Source organism: Streptomyces sp. AMJ-169, from assembly GCF_055597585.1.
In genome coordinates, this window is sequence record NZ_JBVLTJ010000005.1 from 135,443 (window position 1) to 154,014 (window position 18,572).

Annotated in this window: 15 protein-coding genes and 2 tRNA genes; 5 read left to right on the top strand and 12 right to left on the bottom strand. The window is 72.2% G+C overall.

Going from position 1 to position 18,572, the window contains the following annotated elements; translation table 11 throughout:
* Window positions 1–82 precede the first annotated feature (82 nt).
* The 4 genes from ACYUD3_RS13940 to ACYUD3_RS13955 all read right to left on the bottom strand — a co-directional run bounded on the left by ACYUD3_RS13940 (window position 83) and on the right by ACYUD3_RS13955 (window position 5,473).
* Window positions 83–156: transfer RNA gene (locus ACYUD3_RS13940), tRNA-Met, on the bottom strand.
* 86 nt (window positions 157–242) lie between these two features.
* Window positions 243–2,201: a tetratricopeptide repeat protein gene (locus ACYUD3_RS13945; RefSeq protein ID WP_470968806.1), complete on the bottom strand. Its 1,959-nt coding sequence runs from the start codon at window positions 2,199–2,201 to the stop codon at window positions 243–245.
* Window positions 2,202–2,373: 172 nt separating this feature from the next.
* Window positions 2,374–2,447 (bottom strand) — tRNA-Met (locus ACYUD3_RS13950).
* A 101-nt stretch (window positions 2,448–2,548) separates the two neighbouring features.
* Entirely contained in the window at window positions 2,549–5,473 is a 2,925-nt protein-coding gene (locus ACYUD3_RS13955) for a UPF0182 family membrane protein (RefSeq protein ID WP_470969765.1), read from the bottom strand.
* A 163-nt stretch (window positions 5,474–5,636) separates the two neighbouring features.
* On the opposite strand from ACYUD3_RS13955, the gene ACYUD3_RS13960 reads away from it, so the two are divergent.
* The gene (locus ACYUD3_RS13960) at window positions 5,637–6,179 is read left to right on the top strand and encodes a PPA1309 family protein (RefSeq protein WP_470968808.1); all 543 of its coding nucleotides are present in this window, start codon (window positions 5,637–5,639) and stop codon (window positions 6,177–6,179) included.
* A 150-nt stretch (window positions 6,180–6,329) separates the two neighbouring features.
* Here the strand turns inward: ACYUD3_RS13960 and ACYUD3_RS13965 are convergent, their stop codons facing one another.
* The 4 genes from ACYUD3_RS13965 to ACYUD3_RS13980 all read right to left on the bottom strand — a co-directional run bounded on the left by ACYUD3_RS13965 (window position 6,330) and on the right by ACYUD3_RS13980 (window position 9,657).
* Window positions 6,330–7,427: a YlbL family protein gene (locus ACYUD3_RS13965; protein ID WP_470968810.1), complete on the bottom strand. Its 1,098-nt coding sequence runs from the start codon at window positions 7,425–7,427 to the stop codon at window positions 6,330–6,332.
* A gap of 91 nt (window positions 7,428–7,518) precedes the next feature.
* On the bottom strand, window positions 7,519–7,914 hold the full coding sequence (locus ACYUD3_RS13970) for a hypothetical protein (RefSeq protein WP_470969837.1): 396 nt from the start codon (window positions 7,912–7,914) through the stop codon (window positions 7,519–7,521).
* Between the two features lie 90 nt (window positions 7,915–8,004).
* Window positions 8,005–8,469, bottom strand: a complete 465-nt coding sequence (locus ACYUD3_RS13975) for a molybdenum cofactor biosynthesis protein MoaE (RefSeq protein WP_470968813.1) — start codon at window positions 8,467–8,469, stop codon at window positions 8,005–8,007.
* 75 nt (window positions 8,470–8,544) lie between these two features.
* Window positions 8,545–9,657 carry an SDR family oxidoreductase gene (locus ACYUD3_RS13980; protein WP_470968816.1) on the bottom strand — a complete coding sequence of 371 codons (1,113 nt, stop codon included), beginning with the start codon at window positions 9,655–9,657 and terminating at the stop codon, window positions 8,545–8,547.
* A gap of 193 nt (window positions 9,658–9,850) precedes the next feature.
* Here ACYUD3_RS13980 and ACYUD3_RS13985 point away from each other — a divergent pair, with 193 nt between their 5' ends.
* Window positions 9,851–11,269: a zinc-dependent metalloprotease gene (locus ACYUD3_RS13985; protein ID WP_470968818.1), complete on the top strand. Its 1,419-nt coding sequence runs from the start codon at window positions 9,851–9,853 to the stop codon at window positions 11,267–11,269.
* On the top strand, window positions 11,266–11,787 hold the full coding sequence (locus ACYUD3_RS13990; RefSeq protein WP_470968821.1) for an NUDIX hydrolase: 522 nt from the start codon (window positions 11,266–11,268) through the stop codon (window positions 11,785–11,787). The genes ACYUD3_RS13985 and ACYUD3_RS13990 overlap by 4 nt, the downstream gene beginning before the upstream one ends.
* Window positions 11,788–11,873: 86 nt before the next feature.
* Here the strand turns inward: ACYUD3_RS13990 and ACYUD3_RS13995 are convergent, their stop codons facing one another.
* From ACYUD3_RS13995 to ACYUD3_RS14010, 4 genes are all read right to left on the bottom strand, one after another.
* Window positions 11,874–12,626, bottom strand: coding sequence for an AIM24 family protein (locus tag ACYUD3_RS13995; protein ID WP_470968823.1), 753 nt, complete (start codon window positions 12,624–12,626; stop codon window positions 11,874–11,876).
* Between the two features lie 12 nt (window positions 12,627–12,638).
* The gene (locus ACYUD3_RS14000; RefSeq protein WP_470968826.1) at window positions 12,639–13,316 is read right to left on the bottom strand and encodes an AIM24 family protein; all 678 of its coding nucleotides are present in this window, start codon (window positions 13,314–13,316) and stop codon (window positions 12,639–12,641) included.
* Window positions 13,317–13,318: 2 nt separating this feature from the next.
* Window positions 13,319–14,857, bottom strand: coding sequence for a TerD family protein (locus ACYUD3_RS14005; RefSeq protein ID WP_470968829.1), 1,539 nt, complete (start codon window positions 14,855–14,857; stop codon window positions 13,319–13,321).
* A gap of 187 nt (window positions 14,858–15,044) precedes the next feature.
* Window positions 15,045–15,641 (bottom strand): M48 metallopeptidase family protein, encoded by a 597-nt coding sequence (locus tag ACYUD3_RS14010; protein ID WP_470968832.1) that lies wholly within the window; start codon window positions 15,639–15,641, stop codon window positions 15,045–15,047.
* Between the two features lie 244 nt (window positions 15,642–15,885).
* Here ACYUD3_RS14010 and ACYUD3_RS14015 point away from each other — a divergent pair, with 244 nt between their 5' ends.
* Window positions 15,886–17,169, top strand: a complete 1,284-nt coding sequence (locus tag ACYUD3_RS14015; RefSeq protein ID WP_470968834.1) for a TOMM precursor leader peptide-binding protein — start codon at window positions 15,886–15,888, stop codon at window positions 17,167–17,169.
* A complete protein-coding gene (locus ACYUD3_RS14020; RefSeq protein WP_470968836.1) occupies window positions 17,162–18,553 on the top strand; it encodes an ABC1 kinase family protein in 1,392 nt (463 codons plus the stop codon). The genes ACYUD3_RS14015 and ACYUD3_RS14020 overlap by 8 nt, the downstream gene beginning before the upstream one ends.
* The last annotated feature ends 19 nt before the right edge of the window (window positions 18,554–18,572 follow it).

Below are 18,572 nucleotides of genomic sequence, written 5' to 3' on the forward strand. Positions count from 1 at the left end.
CGAAGCCTTTAACAAGGGGCGTCAGGACAGACAACTGAGGGCCGGAACCCATCGGGTTCCGGCCCTCAGCCTTGCTACCTAGTAGCGGGGACAGGATTTGAACCTGCGACCTCTGGGTTATGAGCCCAGCGAGCTACCGAGCTGCTCCACCCCGCGTCGGTAAACCTAACGTTACGCGAGGGGGCCGAGAAGAAGCAAATCGATGAGATGGGCCTCTCTCCGAGCCGCCCCTCGGCCCGGCGCTACGCGCTCAGTTCCTCCCGCAGCGCGTCCCGCAGCCGGGCCGCCCGCTCCCCCACCTCGCCGGACCCCAGCTCCACCGCGAGGTCGGCCCAGCGCTGCCCCTCGGCCAGCTCCCCCCGCCGCGCACACACCAGCGCCAGCCGCAGCGCCGCCCGCCCGTGCCCGTCATGAGCCGCCCGCGCCCACCACAGCACCGCCTCCGGCTCACTCCCCTCCCGGGCCAGCAACAGCCCGAGATTGAACGCCCCGTTGCGCGACCCCGCCTCGGCGGCCTCCCGGTACCAGCGGGCGGCCTCGACGACGTCCCCCCGGGCGGCCGCGAGCATGCCGACCCGCACCTGCGCCCGCCGATGCCCTTGGGAGGCCGCCCGCTCGTACCACTCCTCGCACTCGCTCTTCTCCCGCACCGGCTCCCCCAGTTCATGCGCGGACGCGGGAGGACGGCGGGCGTCGAGGACGGAGGCCAGCCGGTAGGCCGCCTCCGCGCTGCCCCCGCCCGCCGCACAGCGCAGGTGCCGCTCGGCGGTCCGCTCGTCCCCCTCCCGCAGCCGCGCGATGCCCACCTGGAGCGCCGCCTCGGTGTGCCCGGCGGCGGCGGCCCGCTCGTACCACCGCAGCGCGGCGGCCTCCTCCCCCCGCCCGGCGTGCAGGATCCCGAGGTTGAAGGCGGCGTCGACGCTGCCGGCCTCGGCGGCCTTGGAGAACCAGGGCTCGGCCCCGCTGGCGTCCCCGTTCTGGAGCAGCAGGATGGCGAGCGCGTTGGCGGCCTCGCGGTGCCCGACGTACGCGGCCCGGCGGTACCACTGCTCGGCCTGCGCGGTACGGCCCTGCTCGGCGCAGAGCAGGCCGAGGTTGTAGGCGCCGTTGATGTCGCCGGCGTCCATGGCGGCCCGGTACCAGCGTTCGGCGGTCTGCGTCTGGCCCCGCTCGGCGTGCAGCGCGCCGAGCGCGTTGGCGGCGTTGCCGTCGCCGTCCTGGGCGGCCCGCAGCCACCAGATCGCGGCGTTCTCGACGTCCCCGACGTCGCGCAGCAGGAACCCGAGGGCGCACGCGGCACGGGCGTCCCCGTCGCGGGCGGCGGTCAGGTACCACCGGCCGGCCTCCTTCAGCTCCCCCCGCTTCTCCAGGATCGCCCCGAGGTGCAGCGCGGCCCGCTGGTGCCCGCGGGCGGCGGCCTGCCGGTACCACTGCTCGGCCTCGCTGCCGCCGCTCTTGGCGCCGCCGGAGAGCAGCGCCCCGTCGGCGCCGCGGGAGCGCCCGGCAGCGCCCTTGGCGGCGCCGGAACCCCCTTCACCGGCCCGGAAGCTCCCCGAGTCGAACTCCTCGTCCCCGACCTGGAAGCGCCCGGAGTCGAACCCGTCCCGGACGTCCCCGAGCAGCCCCCCGCTGCCCGGCCGGTCCAGCGCGCGGGCCATGCGGTACGCCGCCTCCCGGTGCCCCCGCTCGGCGGCGGCCCGCAGCCACTTCTGCGCCCCGCCGTCCCCGCGGTGCTCCAGCAGGTCGGCGAGCGCGTACGCGCCGAGGACATGTCCCTGTTCGGCGGACTGGCGCAGCCAGTACTCGGCGGCCGGCTCGTCACCGCGCTCACGGTGGTGGCGCCCGAGCGCGTGCGCGGCGGCGGAGGACCCGGCGACGGCGGCGACCCGCCACCACCCGGCGGCCTCGTCGGGGTAGCCCCGCTGGTGCAGCAGCACCCCGAGGTTGTTGGCGGCGGCGCGGTCACCCGCGCCCGTGGCGGCCCGCAGATGCGGTTCGGCGCCGTCGAGGTCGCCGCGGCGCAGCAGCATGGCCCCGAGGACGCTCGCCGCCTCGACGTCGCCGTTCTCCACCGCGCCCCACAGCCGCGCCTCCTCGGCCGCCTCCCCCGTCTCGTCGGGATCCGGAACCGCTTCCGCGCCGGGACGCTGCGCAAATCGCCCTGTCTCGAACAGAGTTCCCTTGTCCCCCATAACGTCCATCGTCGCACCACCTGCAACCCGGTTACATCTGGTATACCGCAGCCAGTGAGGTCACTTCGGCGTTTTGTCGACATGCCCACAGGGAGACAAGTCAAACACAATCCCCCTCAACTCCCTTTGCCCACACACCACGAAGGCCCGGATCTGAGAAGATCCGGGCCTTCGTTTTCAGTAGCGGGGACAGGATTTGAACCTGCGACCTCTGGGTTATGAGCCCAGCGAGCTACCGAGCTGCTCCACCCCGCGCCGTGTTCCACAACCGTACCACGAGGTGAGGGACGGGCCGCACGCCCCCTGGAGAGGCCGCACGCCCCGCGGGGAAGCGCGCGTCCCGTCCCTCAACTCGCCTAGGAAGAGCTGGGACTTGGTGACGGACTCGGTGAGGAGCTGGCACTCGGCGATGACGATGTACCGGCCCCCTGGGCGTCCTCCGCCCGCTTCAGCGCCGCCTCAAGGTCCTTCTGGGACTGCCCGTAGGCCTCCCAGTCGCCCTTCTTCAACGCGTCCTGCCCGGCCGTGAACGCCTTCTGGGCGTCCTGGAGGGCCTGTTGGACGGTCGGGTTGGACGAAGTCGGCGGTGTGGCCGTGCCGTTGCCCGTCCCGGTGCTCGGCGGCGGAGTCGTCGTGCTCTCCGCGCCGAACACCTTGTCCAGGGCCGCCTCCAGGGTGTCCTCGAACGCCGTGTTGCCGTTGTAGGTCACCAACACCTTGCGCAGCAGCGGGTACTTGAGGCCGCCGCCGCGCACGTACACCGGCTCGACGTACAGCAGGCCGCCGTCGAGCGGGACGGTCAGCAGGTTGCCGTACTCGACCTCGGAGTCGCCGCCTCTCAGCAGCCTGATCGATTCGGCGATGTCCTGTTCGGAGTTGAACTGGCTCTGGACCTGCTTGGGTCCGTCGACGGTCGTGCTGGTCGGCAGTTTCAGGATTCTGATCTTGCCGTAGTCGGCCGTCCCGGCCTCCGCGTCGACCGCCATGAACGCGCTCAGGTTGTCACGGCCGTTGGGCGTGAACGTCGTCGTGAGCGAGAACGCCTGCTGCTGCTGGTCGGGCATCCTCATGCTCAGGTAGTACGGCGGGACCGTCTCGCCCGACTTGTTGGTCGGGTCGTCCGGGACCTGCCACACCTCGCTGCCGCTGAGGAACGTCGTGGCGTCCTTCACGTGGTAGCGGGTCAGCAGCTCGCGCTGGACCTTGAACAGGTCCTGCGGGTAACGCAGGTGGTCCATCAGGTTCTTGGAGATCGCCGCGCGCGGCTCGACCGTGCCCGGGAACGCCTTCATCCAGGTCTTCAGGACCGGGTCCTGGGTGTCCCACTGGTAGAGCTTGACCTCACCCGTGTACGCGTCGACGGTCGCCTTCACCGAGTTGCGGATGTAGTTGACCTGGTTCTGCTGGGCCACCACCGCGCGGGAGTTGTTGGCCGCCGTCAGCGAGTCGGCCGTCGTGTCACCCAGCGTCGTACGGGAGGCGTACGGGTAGCCGTTGGTGGTGGTGTAGGCGTCGACGATCCACTGGATCTTGCCGTCGACGACCGCCGGGTAGGCGTCGCCGTCGATCGTCAGCCAGGGGGCGACGGCCTCGACGCGCTCCTTGGGCGTGCGGTTGTACAGGATGCGCGAGCCGTCCCCGATCGCGCCGGAGTACAGGATCTGCGGCTCCCCGAACGCCACCGCGTACGCGGCCCGGTTGAGCGGGTTGGAGAGGTTGACGCCGCTGCCGCCGGTGTAGCTCGTCGTCTTCTCGCCGCTGTCGTCGGAGTAGTCGATCTCCTTCTGCGGGCCGCCGACGATCGAGTACGTCGTCGTGCGCTCCCCGTAGTAGATCCGCTGCTGGTACTCCCCGAGGTCACCGGTGGACGGCAGGTCCGACTCGGTGAAGACGGGCCGGCCCTCGGAGTCCACCTTCGTGCCCGCGGCGGCGACGACGCCGTAGCCGTGGGTGTAGCGGAAGTGGTTGTTGATCCAGTTCTTCTTCGGGATGCCCGCCAGGTTGATCTCGCGCAGACCGATGACCGTGTCCTGGTCCTTGCCGTCCTTGTTGTAGCGGTCGACGTCCAGGTTGGTCGGGAAGGCGTAGTAGTTGCGGATCTGCTGGAGCTGCTGGAACGTCGGCGAGACGATGTTCGGGTCCATGATCCGGATGCTGGCCGTCGCGTCCGCGTCGGTGCGCAGCTTGTTCTTGTCCGTGGCCGTGGACTTGCCGGAGTACTCCGTGACCTGCGCGTCGTCGATCCCGTACGCCTCACGCGTCGCTTTCAGGTTCTTCGCGACGTACGGGGCTTCCTTGGCCTGCTCGTTCGGCTGGACCTGGAACTTCTGGACGATCGCCGGGTACAGGCCGCCGATCAGGATCGCGGAGAGGACCATCAGGCCGAAGCCGATGACCGGGAGCTGCCAGGTGCGCCGCCAGAGGGTGGCGAAGAAGAGCAGGGCGCAGATGACCGCGATGCAGAACAGGATGGTCTTCGCCGGGAGGTACGCGTTGGCGTCGACGTACCGGAGGCCCGTCCAGCTGTCGGTGGCCTTGAAGTCGCTGGACTTCACCGCCAGGCCGTAGCGGTCGAGCCAGTAGGCGACCGCCTTCAGGGCGACGAACACGCCGATGAGGACCGACAGATGGCCGGTCGCGGCGGCCGTGGCGCGCGCGCCCGGGCTCGTCACCCGCAGTCCGCCGTACAGGTAGTGCGTGAGCGCGGCGGCGATCAGGGAGATGATCACGGCGGCGAAGCCGAAGCCGAGCAGGAAGCGGTACCAGGGCAGGTCGAACGCGTAGAAGGAGACGTCCAGATGGAACTGGGGGTCCTTCTGGCCGAACGGCACTCCGTTGACCCACATCAGCCATGTGCGCCACTGGCTCGACGCGGACGCGCCGGCGATCAGGCCGACCAGCGCCGTGATCCCGAGCAGCAGCCACTTCTTGAACGGGGCGATGCCCATGCGGTAGCGGTCGAGGCTCTGCTGCTCGACCGACATGGCCGACAGCGGCGGGCGCAGGCGGTGCGCCAGCCAGACGTTGAGCCCGACGGCCAGGGCCATCAGCAGGCCGAAGACGAAGAACAGTCCGATCTTGGTCCACAGCGTGGTCGTGAAGACGGAGGAGTACTTCACCGAGCGGTACCAGAGCCAGTCGGTCCAGAACCCGGCGAACATGGTGAACGCCATGCCCAGGACGGCCAGCACGCCCAGTGTCAGGAGCAGGGTCCGGGCCCGCCGCGAGGGGCGGCCCACTCTGATCCGCGGCCCCGACGGGCCTCCGCCGCGGTCCGGCATCTGGAAAGCCAAGGTGGCACCTCAAAGTTCGCTGTCGATCCCTCAGGTCCGCGTGTTCGCCGACCCCTCGTGGCCCCCGTGATCGCGAGGCCACTACCTATGCAACTTACTCACCGCTTACTCGGTTCCCGATCCGGGCTACGAACGAGGCAGGATTGTGACCATGTCCAACACCCCCATGGCGGCGACCCCGCTCACCCGGGCCGTACTGGAGATCGACGAGTACGTCTCCGGACTCGGCTGGGACCAGCCCGCCCGCCTCTTCGCCCTCGTCGACACCGCACGGCTGCGAACCCAGGAACCGCGGCTCGCCGCCCAGCTCGGTCTTCAGGACGAGCCCGAGACCACCGGTCTCACCCCGATCGAGCAGGACGAAGTGTCAACGTCCCAGCCGCTCGACGAGTTCCTCGCCACGATCGCCTGGCCCGGCGCCGTCGCCGGCTGCGCCCTCAGCATCGAACGCCTCATGCTCCCGCCGTCCGCCGAGGCCCAGGTCCCCTCGAACCTCAACGAGGCCAGGCTGGCGAAGTGGGTCGCCGCCCACCCCGACCGCCAGGAGGTCCGCATGACGGTCGCCGTCCTGCGCGACGGCACCCGCGAGTCGGCGGTCCGCCTGCGCGAGAAGGACTCCCCGACGGAGGTCCTGACCGGCGGCGCCCTGGTCCCCGGCCTCGCGGAGGCCCTGGCGGCGACGTTCGAGGACTGATTCCGGTACGACCATGGGGGCGCCCTTCGTGAGGAGGGGCGCCCCCGTCGTCATCCTCGGGGTGGAGCTGGGCGCCTCCCTAGGGGTGCGTTCACTCCCTAGGAGCGCTTCAACTCCCTAGGAGCGCATTCATGTGACTGTCTGTTGGATTCAGCCCTTGGTGGTGCACTTGGGCAGGGCGGCGGTGTCTCCGTCGCGGATGTCCTTGAGGGCGCCCAGGGCGTCCTTGATGGTGCCGATCCTGACGAGGGTGAGGCCGCCCGGGGTGTCCTTGGCGGCGGCGGCGCAGTTGTCGGCCGGGGTGAAGAAGTACTGGGCGCCCTTGTCGCGCGCGCCGACCGTCTTCATCTCGATGCCGCCGATGGGGCCGACCTTGCCGTCGTCGTCGATGGTGCCGGTGCCCGCGATGAACTTGCCGCCCGTCAGATCGCCCGGGGTGAGCTTGTCGTAGATCCCCAGGGCGAACATCAGACCGGCGCTGGGGCCGCCGACGTCGGCGAGCTTGATGTCGATGCTGAACGGGAAGGTGTGGTCGGTCCCGGCGGAGATGCCGACGATCGCGCGCTTGGCGCCGGTGTCGTCCGAGGTGGCCGTTTTGATCGTGACCTGCTGCGTCGCGGTCGCCGTCTTGCCCTCCTTCTCGGCGGCGGCCTGCTCCTTGGCGGGCACGATGGTGAAGACGACGTCCTCACCGGGCTTGTGCTTGGTGACGAGCTTCGCGACGTCCCCGGGCTCCTTCACGGCCGTCCCGTCGACGTCCTTGATGACGTCCCCCGCGTGCAGCCTGCCCTCCGCCGGGGAGCCCTTGACGACCGTGGAGACGATCACCCATGCCTGCACGGGGATGCCGAGCTCCTTGAGCGCGGCCACCTTCGCGCTCTCCTGGGACTGGCTGAACTCCTCCGCGTTCTCCTGCGTCGACTGCTCCTCGGTCTTGCCGTCCGGGTAGAGCGTGTCGTGCGGGACGACCTTGTCGTCGTGCGCCAGCCAGCCGTAGACGGCCTCCACCAGGTTCATCCGGTAGTCGGCGCTGGTGACGCGGACCGTGGTCATGTTGAGGTGGCCGGTCGTCGGATACGTCTTGTGGCCGGAGATCTGGAGCACCGGCTCGCCGTCGTGGTCCCCGAGCGTGTTCACCGTCGGCCCCGGGGACATCTCCGAGTACGGCACCTTGATCAGGACCCCCGCGCACAGGAGGGCGATCAGCATCAGGGTGGAGGCGAGCATCGTCGCGGTGCGGCGTGGCATGCCTCGACATTACGGGACGCGTCTGTCGGCGCACCGTCAGGGCGTCCAGGCGGGGGCGCTCGGCCGTACGGGGCCTCGGGGGCGGGTCGGGTCAGAGCGCGGGGTCGGCGGCGACGGGGGCTTTGCGGGCGGGGTCGGCGGCTGGGGCGGGGGGTGTGAAGGGGGTGTCGTAGGGAGCGTCGTAGGCGCCCTTGTAGGCGTCTTTGTAGCCGGTGTCCCTATAGGAGGGGTCCTTGTAGGAGGGGTCCTTGGAAGCGGCTTTGGCCTCTGCTTTGGCGGCGGCCTTCGCCGCGGCGAAGTCTCTGGGGCCGGACCACTCGCCCGACGGCTGCCCCAACGGCCGTTCCATCGCCGCCCGGAAGCGGGCGTACCCGTCCAGCTCGGGTCCGTCGCTGCGGGCCCTGCGCGTGCGGTTCGCCCAGCTGCCCCACAGCCCGGCTCCGATCGCGGCCACCAGCGGAATGCCCAACCAGGCAAGCGCCCCCATTGCCTACCTCCCGCGAGACTGACTGATCAGCAGATTAACCCTCCGCACTGACAACGCTCACGCGGGACCCGGGGTTACGCAACCCGAGCCTCAGCAGGCTCCGACCCACTCCTCGGCCCCGTCCGCGAACACCTGCCGCTTCCAGATGGGCACTTCGTGCTTGAGGTCGTCGATGAGCTTGCGGCACGCGGCGAAGGCCTCGGCCCGGTGCGCACAGGAAACGGCGACGACGACGGCGATGTCCCCGACCTCCAGCCGCCCCACCCGGTGCACGGCGGCGAGCCCCCGCACCGGGAACTCCGCGACGACCTTCTCGGCGACGCGCCGCATCTCGTCCTCGGCACTGGGGTGACAGGAGTACTCGAGCGAGGCGACGGACGCCCCGGAGTCGTGGTCCCGGACGACGCCGACGAAGAGATCGACGCCCCCGGTGGAAGGGTCCCCGACCGCCTGGAACACCTCGTCGACGGAGAGCGCCCGGTCCCGCACGGCGATCAACTTGATAGGCGCATCGCCTCCGGAGTCACCGGGATGCCCCCAAGAAACCTCATCCATGGGTCCATAGTCCCTCACGCGCCGGGCAGCACGGACCGCGGACCTGTCGGCCCCCTGGGAGTCGTCCCCGTCGCCTCAGACCCTCCGCCGGGCCTTCCGCGCCCTGCGCACCACCGCCGCCGCGCCCAGCAGCGCGACCGTCGCCCCGGCCGCCCCCGCCGCCGTCGCGTCCTTGCGGCCCAGCCGCCGCCCGGCGACCGTGTGCCGGCCGGAGACCTCCTCCAGCAGCTCCGCCAGGACCTCCTCGTTGGTCCACCCGGGGCGCCACCCGGCGTCATGGAGCCGGCTGCCGCTGACGACCCAGGGGTACATCGTGTAGGCGAGATCCCCGGCGGGAGACGGCGTGAGCCCGATCCGGTGCAGCCGCGCCGCCGCCCCCAGGGCCACCGCCGACGGCAGCTCCATGCGGCGGATGCCGCTCAGCTCCTCGACCTCCTCCTGCTCCAGCCAGCCGTCGCACCCGACGGCCAGCTCCCCCTCGACCTTCTCCAGGACGGCGTACTCCAGGGCCCCGCAGAGGTCCTCGACGTGGCAGAACTGCCAGGCGGGCCGGGACCCGGCGACCACCAGGAGCCGGGGTGACTCGAAGTAGCGGGTCAGCGCGGTGTCGGTGCCGCCGACGAGCGTCGCGGGGCGCACGACGGTGACGTTCAGCCCGGGATGCGCGCGCGGCGCGCGCCGGGCGAGCCGTTCGATCTCCAGGAGGTCGCCGACCCCGGTCGCCTCGGCGGTCGCCCGCAGCTCGGCGTCCTCGGACAGCGGCAGCTCGTTGTCGGGCAGCGCGCCGTAGACCATGGCGGAGGTGCACAGCACGACTCGGTGCACCCCGGCCGCCGCGGCGGCCGTCAGCACGGTCTGCGTCCCCCGCACGTTGTACGCCGTACGCGCCGCGGCCTCCGACCCGAGATCGAGATCCAGCGCGAGGTGGACGACGACGTCGGCGCCCCGCAGCTTGTCCGCGATCGCCGGGTCCCGCACGTCGAGGATGTGCCACTGGGCGTCGTCGCACTCACCGCGCCGCTCGTCGAGGGCGATGACCTGCTTGATCTCGTCGGACGCGGCGAGCCGCGCGGTCAGCAGCGCGCCCACCCCGGTCGCGGCGCCGGTGACGGCGACGACGGGCCCGCGCGCGTGCGCGCCGGTTGCGTGGTTTCGCGCTGCGCGAACCTGCGGATCTGGGGAACTCACCAGGTGTCTCCAGCGGTTGTCTAGGCATACGGCGCGGATGACGCGTACGTACCAGGTGGCTCCATCCTGCCGCAGGCCGCGAGTCGGCGGAGCACCGAGGCCCGATCGGGCCCAGGTGTCTACGCTGGGTGGTGTTGCAGGGCAGCCGCGCCGCCGGTCGGGAGACCGGTGGCCTTACCAGCCGAGGAACCCCGTGAGTGACACCCCATTCGGATTCGGCCTTCCGCCGGAGGAGCCGGAGGACGGCGACGGCAAGAAGAAGGACCAGAGCGGTGGTGGTCAGGGACCGGCCGGCCCGTTCGGATTCGGACAGCCCGGCTTCGGCGCTCCCGGCGCCGACAACCCGCTGGCCGCGATGTTCGGCTCCATGAACCCCACCGACCTGGGCGCCGCGTTCCAGCAGCTCGGCCAGATGCTGTCCTACGAGGGCGGCCCGGTGAACTGGGACATGGCCAAGCAGATCGCCCGCCAGACGGTCGCGCAGGGCACGCCGGACGGCGTGAAGGACGCGAGCGTGGGCGACTCGGAGCGCACGGCGGTCGAGGAGGCCGTCCGGCTGGCCGACCTGTGGCTGGACGACGCGACGTCGCTGCCGTCCGGAGCGGGCACGGCGGTGGCGTGGTCGCGCGCGGAGTGGGTCGAGGCGACGCTGCCGGCCTGGAAGGAGCTGGTCGACCCGGTCGCCGAGCGGGTCGGCGCGGCCATGAGCGACGTCCTGCCGGAGGAGATGCAGGCCATGGCGGGCCCGCTGATCGGCATGATGCGCTCGATGGGCGGCGCCATGTTCGGCACGCAGATCGGGCAGGCCGTGGGCGTCCTCGCGGGCGAGGTCGTCGGCTCCACCGACATCGGGCTGCCGCTGGGCCCGGTCGGCAAGGCCGCGCTGCTGCCGGTGAACGTGGAGGCGTTCGGCAAGGACCTCGGCGTGTCGAAGGAGGAGGTGCGGCTGTACCTGGCGCTGCGGGAGGCGGCCCATCAGCGGCTGTTCGCCCATGTGCCGTGGCTGCGCTCGCACCTGTTCGGCGCGGTCGAGGGCTACGCGCGCGGGATCAAGGTCGACACCGCGAAGCTGGAGGACGTGGTCGGCCAGTTCGACCCGCAGAACCCCGAGCAGCTCCAGGACGCGCTCCAGCAGGGCATGTTCCAGCCGGAGGACACCCCGGAGCAGAAGGCGGCCCTGGCGCGTCTGGAGACGGCTCTGGCGCTCGTGGAGGGCTGGGTCGACGCGGTCGTCCACGCGGCGGCCAAGCCCCGGCTGACGTCGGCCGACGCCCTGCGCGAGACGCTGCGCCGGCGCCGGGCGACGGGCGGTCCCGCCGAGCAGACGTTCGCCACGCTGATCGGCCTGGAGCTGCGCCCGCGCCGCCTGCGGGACGCCTCCCGCCTGTGGGCGTCGCTGACGGACGCGCGCGGCGTCGACGGCCGTGACGGCCTGTGGGCCCACCCGGACATGCTCCCCACCGCCTCCGACCTGGACGACCCGGACGGCTTCGTCCACCGCGAGCAGCTCGACTTCTCCGAGCTGGACAAGCTCCTGGGCGAGGCCGCCCAGAACCCCGACCTGAAGAAGAAGCCCGAGGACGGCGACAGCAAGGGCGACGGCACCGAGTGAGCCTGTACGACGACGCGGTCCTCGTCCTCAAGGGGTACGAGGGCCAGCCAGAGCTGCGCCAGGCCTACCTGGACCACCTCGCCGCCCATGAGGACGGCATGTGGAAGCCCTGCAAGGACGGTCACGTCACCGCGAGCGCCCTGGTCATCGCCCCCGAGCGCGGCCAGGTCCTGCTGACCCTGCACAAGAAGCTGCGGATGTGGCTCCAGATGGGCGGCCACTGCGAGCCCGGCGACGCGACTCTGGCGCAGGCCGCGCTGCGCGAGGGCACCGAGGAGTCCGGCATCAAGGGCCTGACCCTCCTGCCGGGCGGCCCGGTCCGCCTGGACCGCCACCTGACCCCGTGCGCCTGGCACCTGGACGTCCAGTACGCGGCGCTGGCTCCCGAGGGGGCGGTGGAGTCGATCAGCGAGGAGTCGCTGGATCTGCGGTGGTTCTCGTACGAGGAGGTCGGGGGCGTCGCCGACGAGTCGGTCGTACGGCTGCTGGAGGGGACGAGGGAGCGGCTGGGGGTGTAGCCGTACGTTCCGTGGCGCCCGGGGTTGTTCCGTACTTGGGGTGGTAAGGGGCGGACGCTATGGCTGACGCCCCTTACACGTGCTCCCTAGGTGTGGCTGCCGCCCAAGGAGTTCCCCGCGAACCCCTCACCCCCCATCCCGAACTGCCCGAGCACCCCGGCCGCCCTCAAGTGCTGCGGCGGCAGCAGCTCGCTCGGCTGGACCAGGACGTGCCCGGAGCCGGAGAACTGCATCTCCCAGCCCTCCCCGGTGGACCCCCGGCGGCGCCACACCGCGGAGGTGGATGTCGGCGCCTGGAGCTGCGTCCGCAGGGACGTCGACCAGGCGATGACCGCGTCGGCGTCGCAGCAGACGTTCCTGCCCGGCCCCACCTCCAGCACCAGCGGCTCCCCGGAGGTCATCACGACGACCTCACCGGGCCCGGACAGCTCCAGGTTGTACGCGCCCGCCGAGGCGACCTGCACGGCGCTGTCGACGGCGACGATCCCGACGTGCAGGGAGCCGTCGAAGGCGAGCACCGAGGACGAGTCGACGGTGAGCCCCCGGCCCGCCTCCATGACGTGCAGATGCTGCGCGAGGTTCGCGAGGTAGACGACGCCGTCGCCCTGGCAGCGCATGAGTTCGAGGCGTTCGCCGGTCATCCGCTCGACGCCCCGCCAGCCGTGGTCACGGTACTGGCCGTCGAACTGGACGTGCCCCTCGAAAGCGACCATGGCGCCCTGGCGGGCGAGGACCGGACTGCCGCCCCGGGTGACGTCCGTCTTGAGCAGCTGCGGGTTCTGGAGGGTGTAGCGGCCGGTGGACTCCACCGGGATGTGCGCGAAGAGTGTGCTGTGCATGCCGTTTCCCCCTCAGCCCCGGGCCTTGAAGCGGTCGCCGGTGTCCTCGCTGGGCTGGACGACGACGAAGCCGCGCCCCTTGAAGCCGATCTGGAAGGCCTCGCCGCTGCCCCGGCCGATCAGCGCGCCCGCCTTGAAGCTGCGCCGCGCCTTCATGGCGAGCCCGTCGGTCCAGGCGACCAGCGCGTCCGGGTCGACGTACGTCTCCCGCTCGGCGCAGTCCAGGGCGATCGGCACGCCCCGGCTGACCAGCGCGACCCAGCCGGTGCCGCGCACGACCAGGTTGGTGATCCCCGATCCGGTGAACTTGGCGAGCCCCCTGACGGGCTCGACCGCCAGCTCCAGGGACGCGTCGCAGGCCAGCAGGGTGGGCCCGTTGACGGACAGGGCCTCATCCCTGAGGTGGACGACGAGGATGTCGCCCCCGTAGTCCGCGAGGTACAGCGCGCCGTCGCCCCGGCACAGCATCAGCCGGCCGCCCTCACCGGTGACCATCTCCTCGGCGGTGCGGCGCAGCCCGGCGGGCGGCGCGTCGAACTGGACGTACCCGTCGTAGGCGATCATCGAGCCGGCCTTCGCGTACAGGTCCCGCCCGGTGGCCATGGCGACCTTGAGGGTCTTGGAGCCGTGCACGCCCATCCGCGCGCCCGCGGGGGCGGCCTGCCCGGCGTTCAGTGTCTGGAGGTCCACGGTCACACCTCGAAGGGCTGGACGACGACGAAGTTGCCCGGGGCGCCCCGGAACTGGAGGTTCACGGCCTCCACGGGCTGCCGGGCGTACCCGGAGCGGCGCAGCCCGAGCGAGGCCGTGGTGACCGCCTGCGCGCCCGCCGACCAGGCGATGACGGCGTTGCCGTCGACATAGGTGGCCGGTCCGACGGGGAGGACGACCGGCACCCCGCGCGTCTTGACGACGACCGCGCCCGTGCCCGAGAACAACATGCTGAACAGGCCTCCCCCGGGCAGTCCCACACCCTCGATCCGACGGACCTCGGTGTCCAGGGACTCGTCGAAGGCGAGCACCCCGCGCGCGGAGGTGTACAGCTGCTCCCCTTGGAGGCGGACCACGAACAGCCGGCTCGCCTCGTCCGCGAGGAACACCTCGCCCTCTCCGGAGCAGCGCATCAGGTCCATGCCCTGGCCGGTGAGCTGTCCCGTCACCTTGCCGAGCAGGCCCGCCCCCTTGTGGGCGAAGTCGACGTCGCCCTGGTAGGCGACCATGCTGCCTTGTTTGGCGAGGACGTCCGCGCCCTTGGTGAGCGTCACCCGCACGAGCTGGGGGTTCTGCTCGGTCCAGCGGTCGCCCACGGGGGCTTCGGCGTACTTCGTGAGCACCGCGCGGAGGGCGGCTTCGGGGGGTGCGGGGGTGAGGGGCGGGGTGGTGCCGAAGGGGACGCCTGGAGGAGGGGTGCCCGGGGATGTCGTACCCGGGAGCGGGGTGTCCACGAGGGTCATGGCCTGGGGGGCGAAGGGGGCGCCCTGGGGGGTTGCCGGGGGCGGGGGTGGAGCGGGTGGGGGGACGTGGGCGGCGGGTGGGACGTACAGGCCTGCGGCGATGGTGGGGGCGGCGTGGATCGCGGGGGGCGGGGCCGGGGTGTGGGCGGGGGCCGGGGCTTGGGCGGGGGCCGGGGTGGGTTCCGGGGCCAGGGTGTGGGCGGGGTCCGGGACAGGTGCGGGGGCCGGTACCGGGGCCGGAGGTTCGTCCTCCAGGATCTCGCCGCCGAAGTTCTTCAGCAGGGCCTCCAGGCCGCCGTCGAAGCCCTGGCCGACGGCGGCGAAGCGCCAGACGTCCTTGAGGTAGAGGTCGCCGAGCATGACGGCGCGTTCGGTGCTGAACTCGGAGCCGTCGAAGGGGTAGCGGGCGACTTCCTCGCCGCCTGCGACGATCCTGAGGTACCCGGAGCCGATCTGGGACATCTCTCCGGCGCCGTCGACGGTCGCGGTGAAGGACAGCTTCCGGATCCTCGGCGGGACGCGGTCCAGGGCGACCCGGAAGGACTCGGTGTCCCCGGACTGCGCCCCGAGGAGCTGGACGGCCTCCTCAGGGGTCTTCGGCTGGTTGAAGAAGACGAAGTAACGGTCGTCGGAGAGCCGTTCGTCCGCGTCGAGGCCGAAGCAGGTGATGTCGAAGGCCAGCCCCGGCGCGTCGATCCGCACGCCCACGTACAGATCCGTCCCCGCGGTCAGCTCACCGACCCTGGCCTTGTGGCCGCGCCGGAATTCCCTGGGCATGCGCAACGACCGTCCCCCCGGTCCCGATGTCAAGTGCGTCGCCGTCAGGCTAACGGCTGCCTCTGACATCGCCGGAGACCGGTACGGAGCCGGTACACAAGGGCCGGCTCGGCGGTGCGGGCAGGGGTGCCGATGCGGGCCGGGGTGCTTATGCGGGCCGGGGTCCTGGGGCGGCCCGGAGCGGCGGTCACTCTCCGCGCGCGACCGGCAGATGCGGCAGCCGGTCGGCGGCGACCACGCCCTCCAGATAGCCCCGCGCGCGCTCGGTGCGCGGATAGGCCTCCAGCAGCCGCCAGAAGTCGGGGCCGTGGCCGGGGACGAGGAGGTGGGCGAGCTCGTGCAGGAGGACGTAGTCGATGACGTACTCGGGCATGCCCTTGAGCCGGTGGGAGAGTCGGATGCTGCCCTCGGTGGGGGTGCAGGAGCCCCAGCGGGTGTTCTGGTTGGTCACCCAGCGCACCGAGGCGGGCCGGGCGCGGCCGTCGAAGTACTGGGCCGAGAGACGTTCCGCGCGGTCGGCGAGCGCGTCGTCTCCGGGGACCCGTCTGCTTTCCTGGGCGGCGAGTTTGTCGAGCATGACGTTCACCCAGCGCTGTTCCTCGGCCTCGGACATCCGGGCCGGGATGAGCACGACGGTGCGGTCGCCCTCGCGGTACGCGGAGACCGTCCGGCGGCGCCGGTCGCTCCTGCGGACCTCGATCGCGCTCGCTCCCTGGCCGCCGCTGGGCGATTTGGGCGTGCTGCGCTGCGGTGTTCCGGCGTGGTGGAGTGGGTCGGCGGACACGCCCCGACGTTACCCGCTGCACATGGGGGAAGTCCCGGGTCCGGGGCGGTTCGGTGCTGATCCGGTACCTCACATGTGCCTCGTACGACCGATTCGTATGACGATATCCGGTACCTGTGGATAACTTTCGGCACGGTCGGGCGGGGCCGGGGCATGCTGGACCCGTCGGCGCGGCCCGGTCCGGACGGCCGGCGGGAGATGGGCTGGTCAGGGCCGTGGGGCCCGGGAATCGACGGGGGTCGTCATGCATCCGAAGGTGAAGCCGGCGCTGCGGCGCGGCTGGCGGGACAGCGGTACGGCGCAGTACGGGATGACGGCGGCGCACGCGCTGACGGTGGGCCCGGTCGACGGGGCGTCGGCGTATCTGCTGGAGCTGATGGACGGCACCCGCGGTCTGCCGCTGCTGCGGGCGGAGGGCCGGCGGATGGAGCTGCCGGACGGGCATGTCGACGAGCTGGTGCGGGGGCTCGCCGGGTCGGGGCTGCTGGACGACGCGCGCGGTGGCGGCCTGGACGCGCGGGAGCTGCGGGGGCGGGCGGGGCTGATGGAGCGGCTGGCGCCGGATCTGGCGGCGCTGTCGCTGGTGTGCGCGGAGCCGGGCGGGGCGCTGGAGGTGCTGGCGGCCCGGCGCCGGCTGCGGGTGCAGGTGCGCGGCGCGGGCCGGGTGGGGGCGGTGCTGGCGGCGCTGCTGGCGGCGGCGGGGATGGGCGAGGTGGAGGTGGTGGACGGCGGGTCGGTGGCGCCGCAGGACGTGGCGCCGGGCGGGCTGCCGGCGGAGGCGGTGGGTGAGCAGCGGTCGGTGGCGGCCCGGCGGGTGGCGCGCGCGGCGGCGCCGGACCGGCCGCGCCGGGCGCCCGGTCCGGCCCCGGCCGCGCGGGAGCCGGGTCTCGCCCTGGTGGTGCTGGCGCCGCGGGACGACGTACGGGTGCACGCGCCGGATCCGGCCGACGCCGGGCCGCTGATGGCGGCGGGGGTGCCGCATCTGTACGCGGGGGTGGTGGAGGGGACGGGGGTGGTGGGGCCGCTGGTGCTGCCGGGGGAGACGGGGTGCGCGGGGTGTCTGGAGCAGGCGCGGGCGGACCGCGATCCGATGTGGCCGCGGCTGGTGACGCAGTGGCGTTCGGGGCGGCGGCGCCCGCCGGTGCCGTGCGACGTGGCGCTGGCGGCGACGGTCGCGGGGCTGGCCGCCTCCCACGCGCTGGCGTTCCTCGACGGGCTCTCCCCGTCGGGCGTGGGCCGCCGCTGGGAGGTCTCGGCGCCGGCGCTGACCTGGCGGGAGCGGCCGGTGACGGCCCATCCGGGGTGCGGCTGCGGGGCGGCGCGCGCCGCGTCCGTCGAGCGGGAGCAGGTCGTCCCGGAGGACCCGCGCGCGGGCCGGGCGGCCGATCCGGGTGAAGGTAAGGAGGAACACACACCGGAGGAGGGGGAGTCGCACGAGACAATGGCGGAGCGACGGCACGTGCGGGAGTCATGCCGTACGACGCGAGGGGCGCGGCCGGCGGGTACTTGGAGGGCGCAGCATGTCTGATCTTCCCCGTAAGGCGGTCACGCGGACCGCCAAGCTCGCCGCGCTTCCGCTCGGCTTCGCCGGGCGGGCCACGTGGGGTCTGGGCAAGCGGATCGTGGGCGAGTCCGCGGAGCTGGTGGGCCGGGAGCTGCAACAGCGCACCGCCGAGCAGCTGTTCAAGGTGCTCGGTGAGCTGAAGGGCGGTGCGATGAAGTTCGGGCAGGCCCTGTCGGTCTTCGAGTCGGCGCTGCCCGAGGAGGTCGCGGGCCCCTACCGGGCGGCGCTGACGAAGCTTCAGGACGCGGCCCCGCCGATGCCGACGCGCACGGTGCACGCGGTGCTGGCCGAGCGGCTCGGCGCGAACTGGCCGGAGCTGTTCGAGGAGTTCGAGGACAAGCCGGCCGCGGCGGCGTCGATCGGGCAGGTGCACCGTGCGGTGTGGCGCGACGGGCGGGAGGTCGCCGTCAAGGTGCAGTACCCGGGCGCGGGCGAGGCGCTGCTGTCGGATCTGACCCAGCTGAGCCGGTTCGCGCGGCTGCTGGGCCCGCTGATCCCGGGGATGGACGTCAAGCCGCTGATCGCGGAGTTGCGCGACCGGGTCTCGGAGGAGCTGGACTACGCCCTGGAGGCGCAGGCCCAGCAGGCGCACGCGCGGGAGTTCGCGGGCGATCCGGACGTGGTGGTGCCCGAGGTGATCCACCAGTGCGAGCAGGTGCTGGTCACGGAGTGGATCGACGGGATCCCGCTGTCCGAGGTGATCGCGGAGGGGACGCCGGAGCAGCGGGACCGGGCCGGTCAGCTGCTGGCCCGGTTCTTCTTCTCGGGCCCGGCGCGCACGGGGCTGCTGCACGCCGATCCGCATCCGGGGAACTTCCGGCTGCTGCCGGTGAAGGCGGGCGGGGAGGGCTCAGGCGACGATGTGGCCGGCTGGCGGCTGGGCGTGCTGGACTTCGGGACGGTGGACCGGCTGCCGGGCGGGCTGCCGAGGCCGATCGGCGAGTCCCTGCGGATGACGCTGGACGGTGACGCGGGCGCGGTCTACGACCATCTGTGCGCGGAGGGGTTCGTCAAGGAGTCGGTCGACCTGGATCCGGAGACGGTGCTGGAGTATCTGGTGCCGATCATCGAGCCGGCGCGGGCCGAGGAGTTCACGTTCACCCGTTCCTGGATGCGCACTCAGGCGGCCCGTATCGCCGACCCCCGCTCCCCCGCCCATCAGCTCGGCAAGCAGCTCAATCTGCCGCCGTCGTACCTGTTGATACACCGGGTGACGCTGAGCACCATCGGTGTCCTGTGCCAGCTGGGGGCGACGGTCCGGCTGCGGGACGAACTGGAGCGCTGGCTGCCGGGGTTCGCGCCGGAGGAGCCGGTGGCGGAGGAGGCCGCGGCGGTGGCGGGAGGCTGAGCCGGGGGCCCGGGTGACC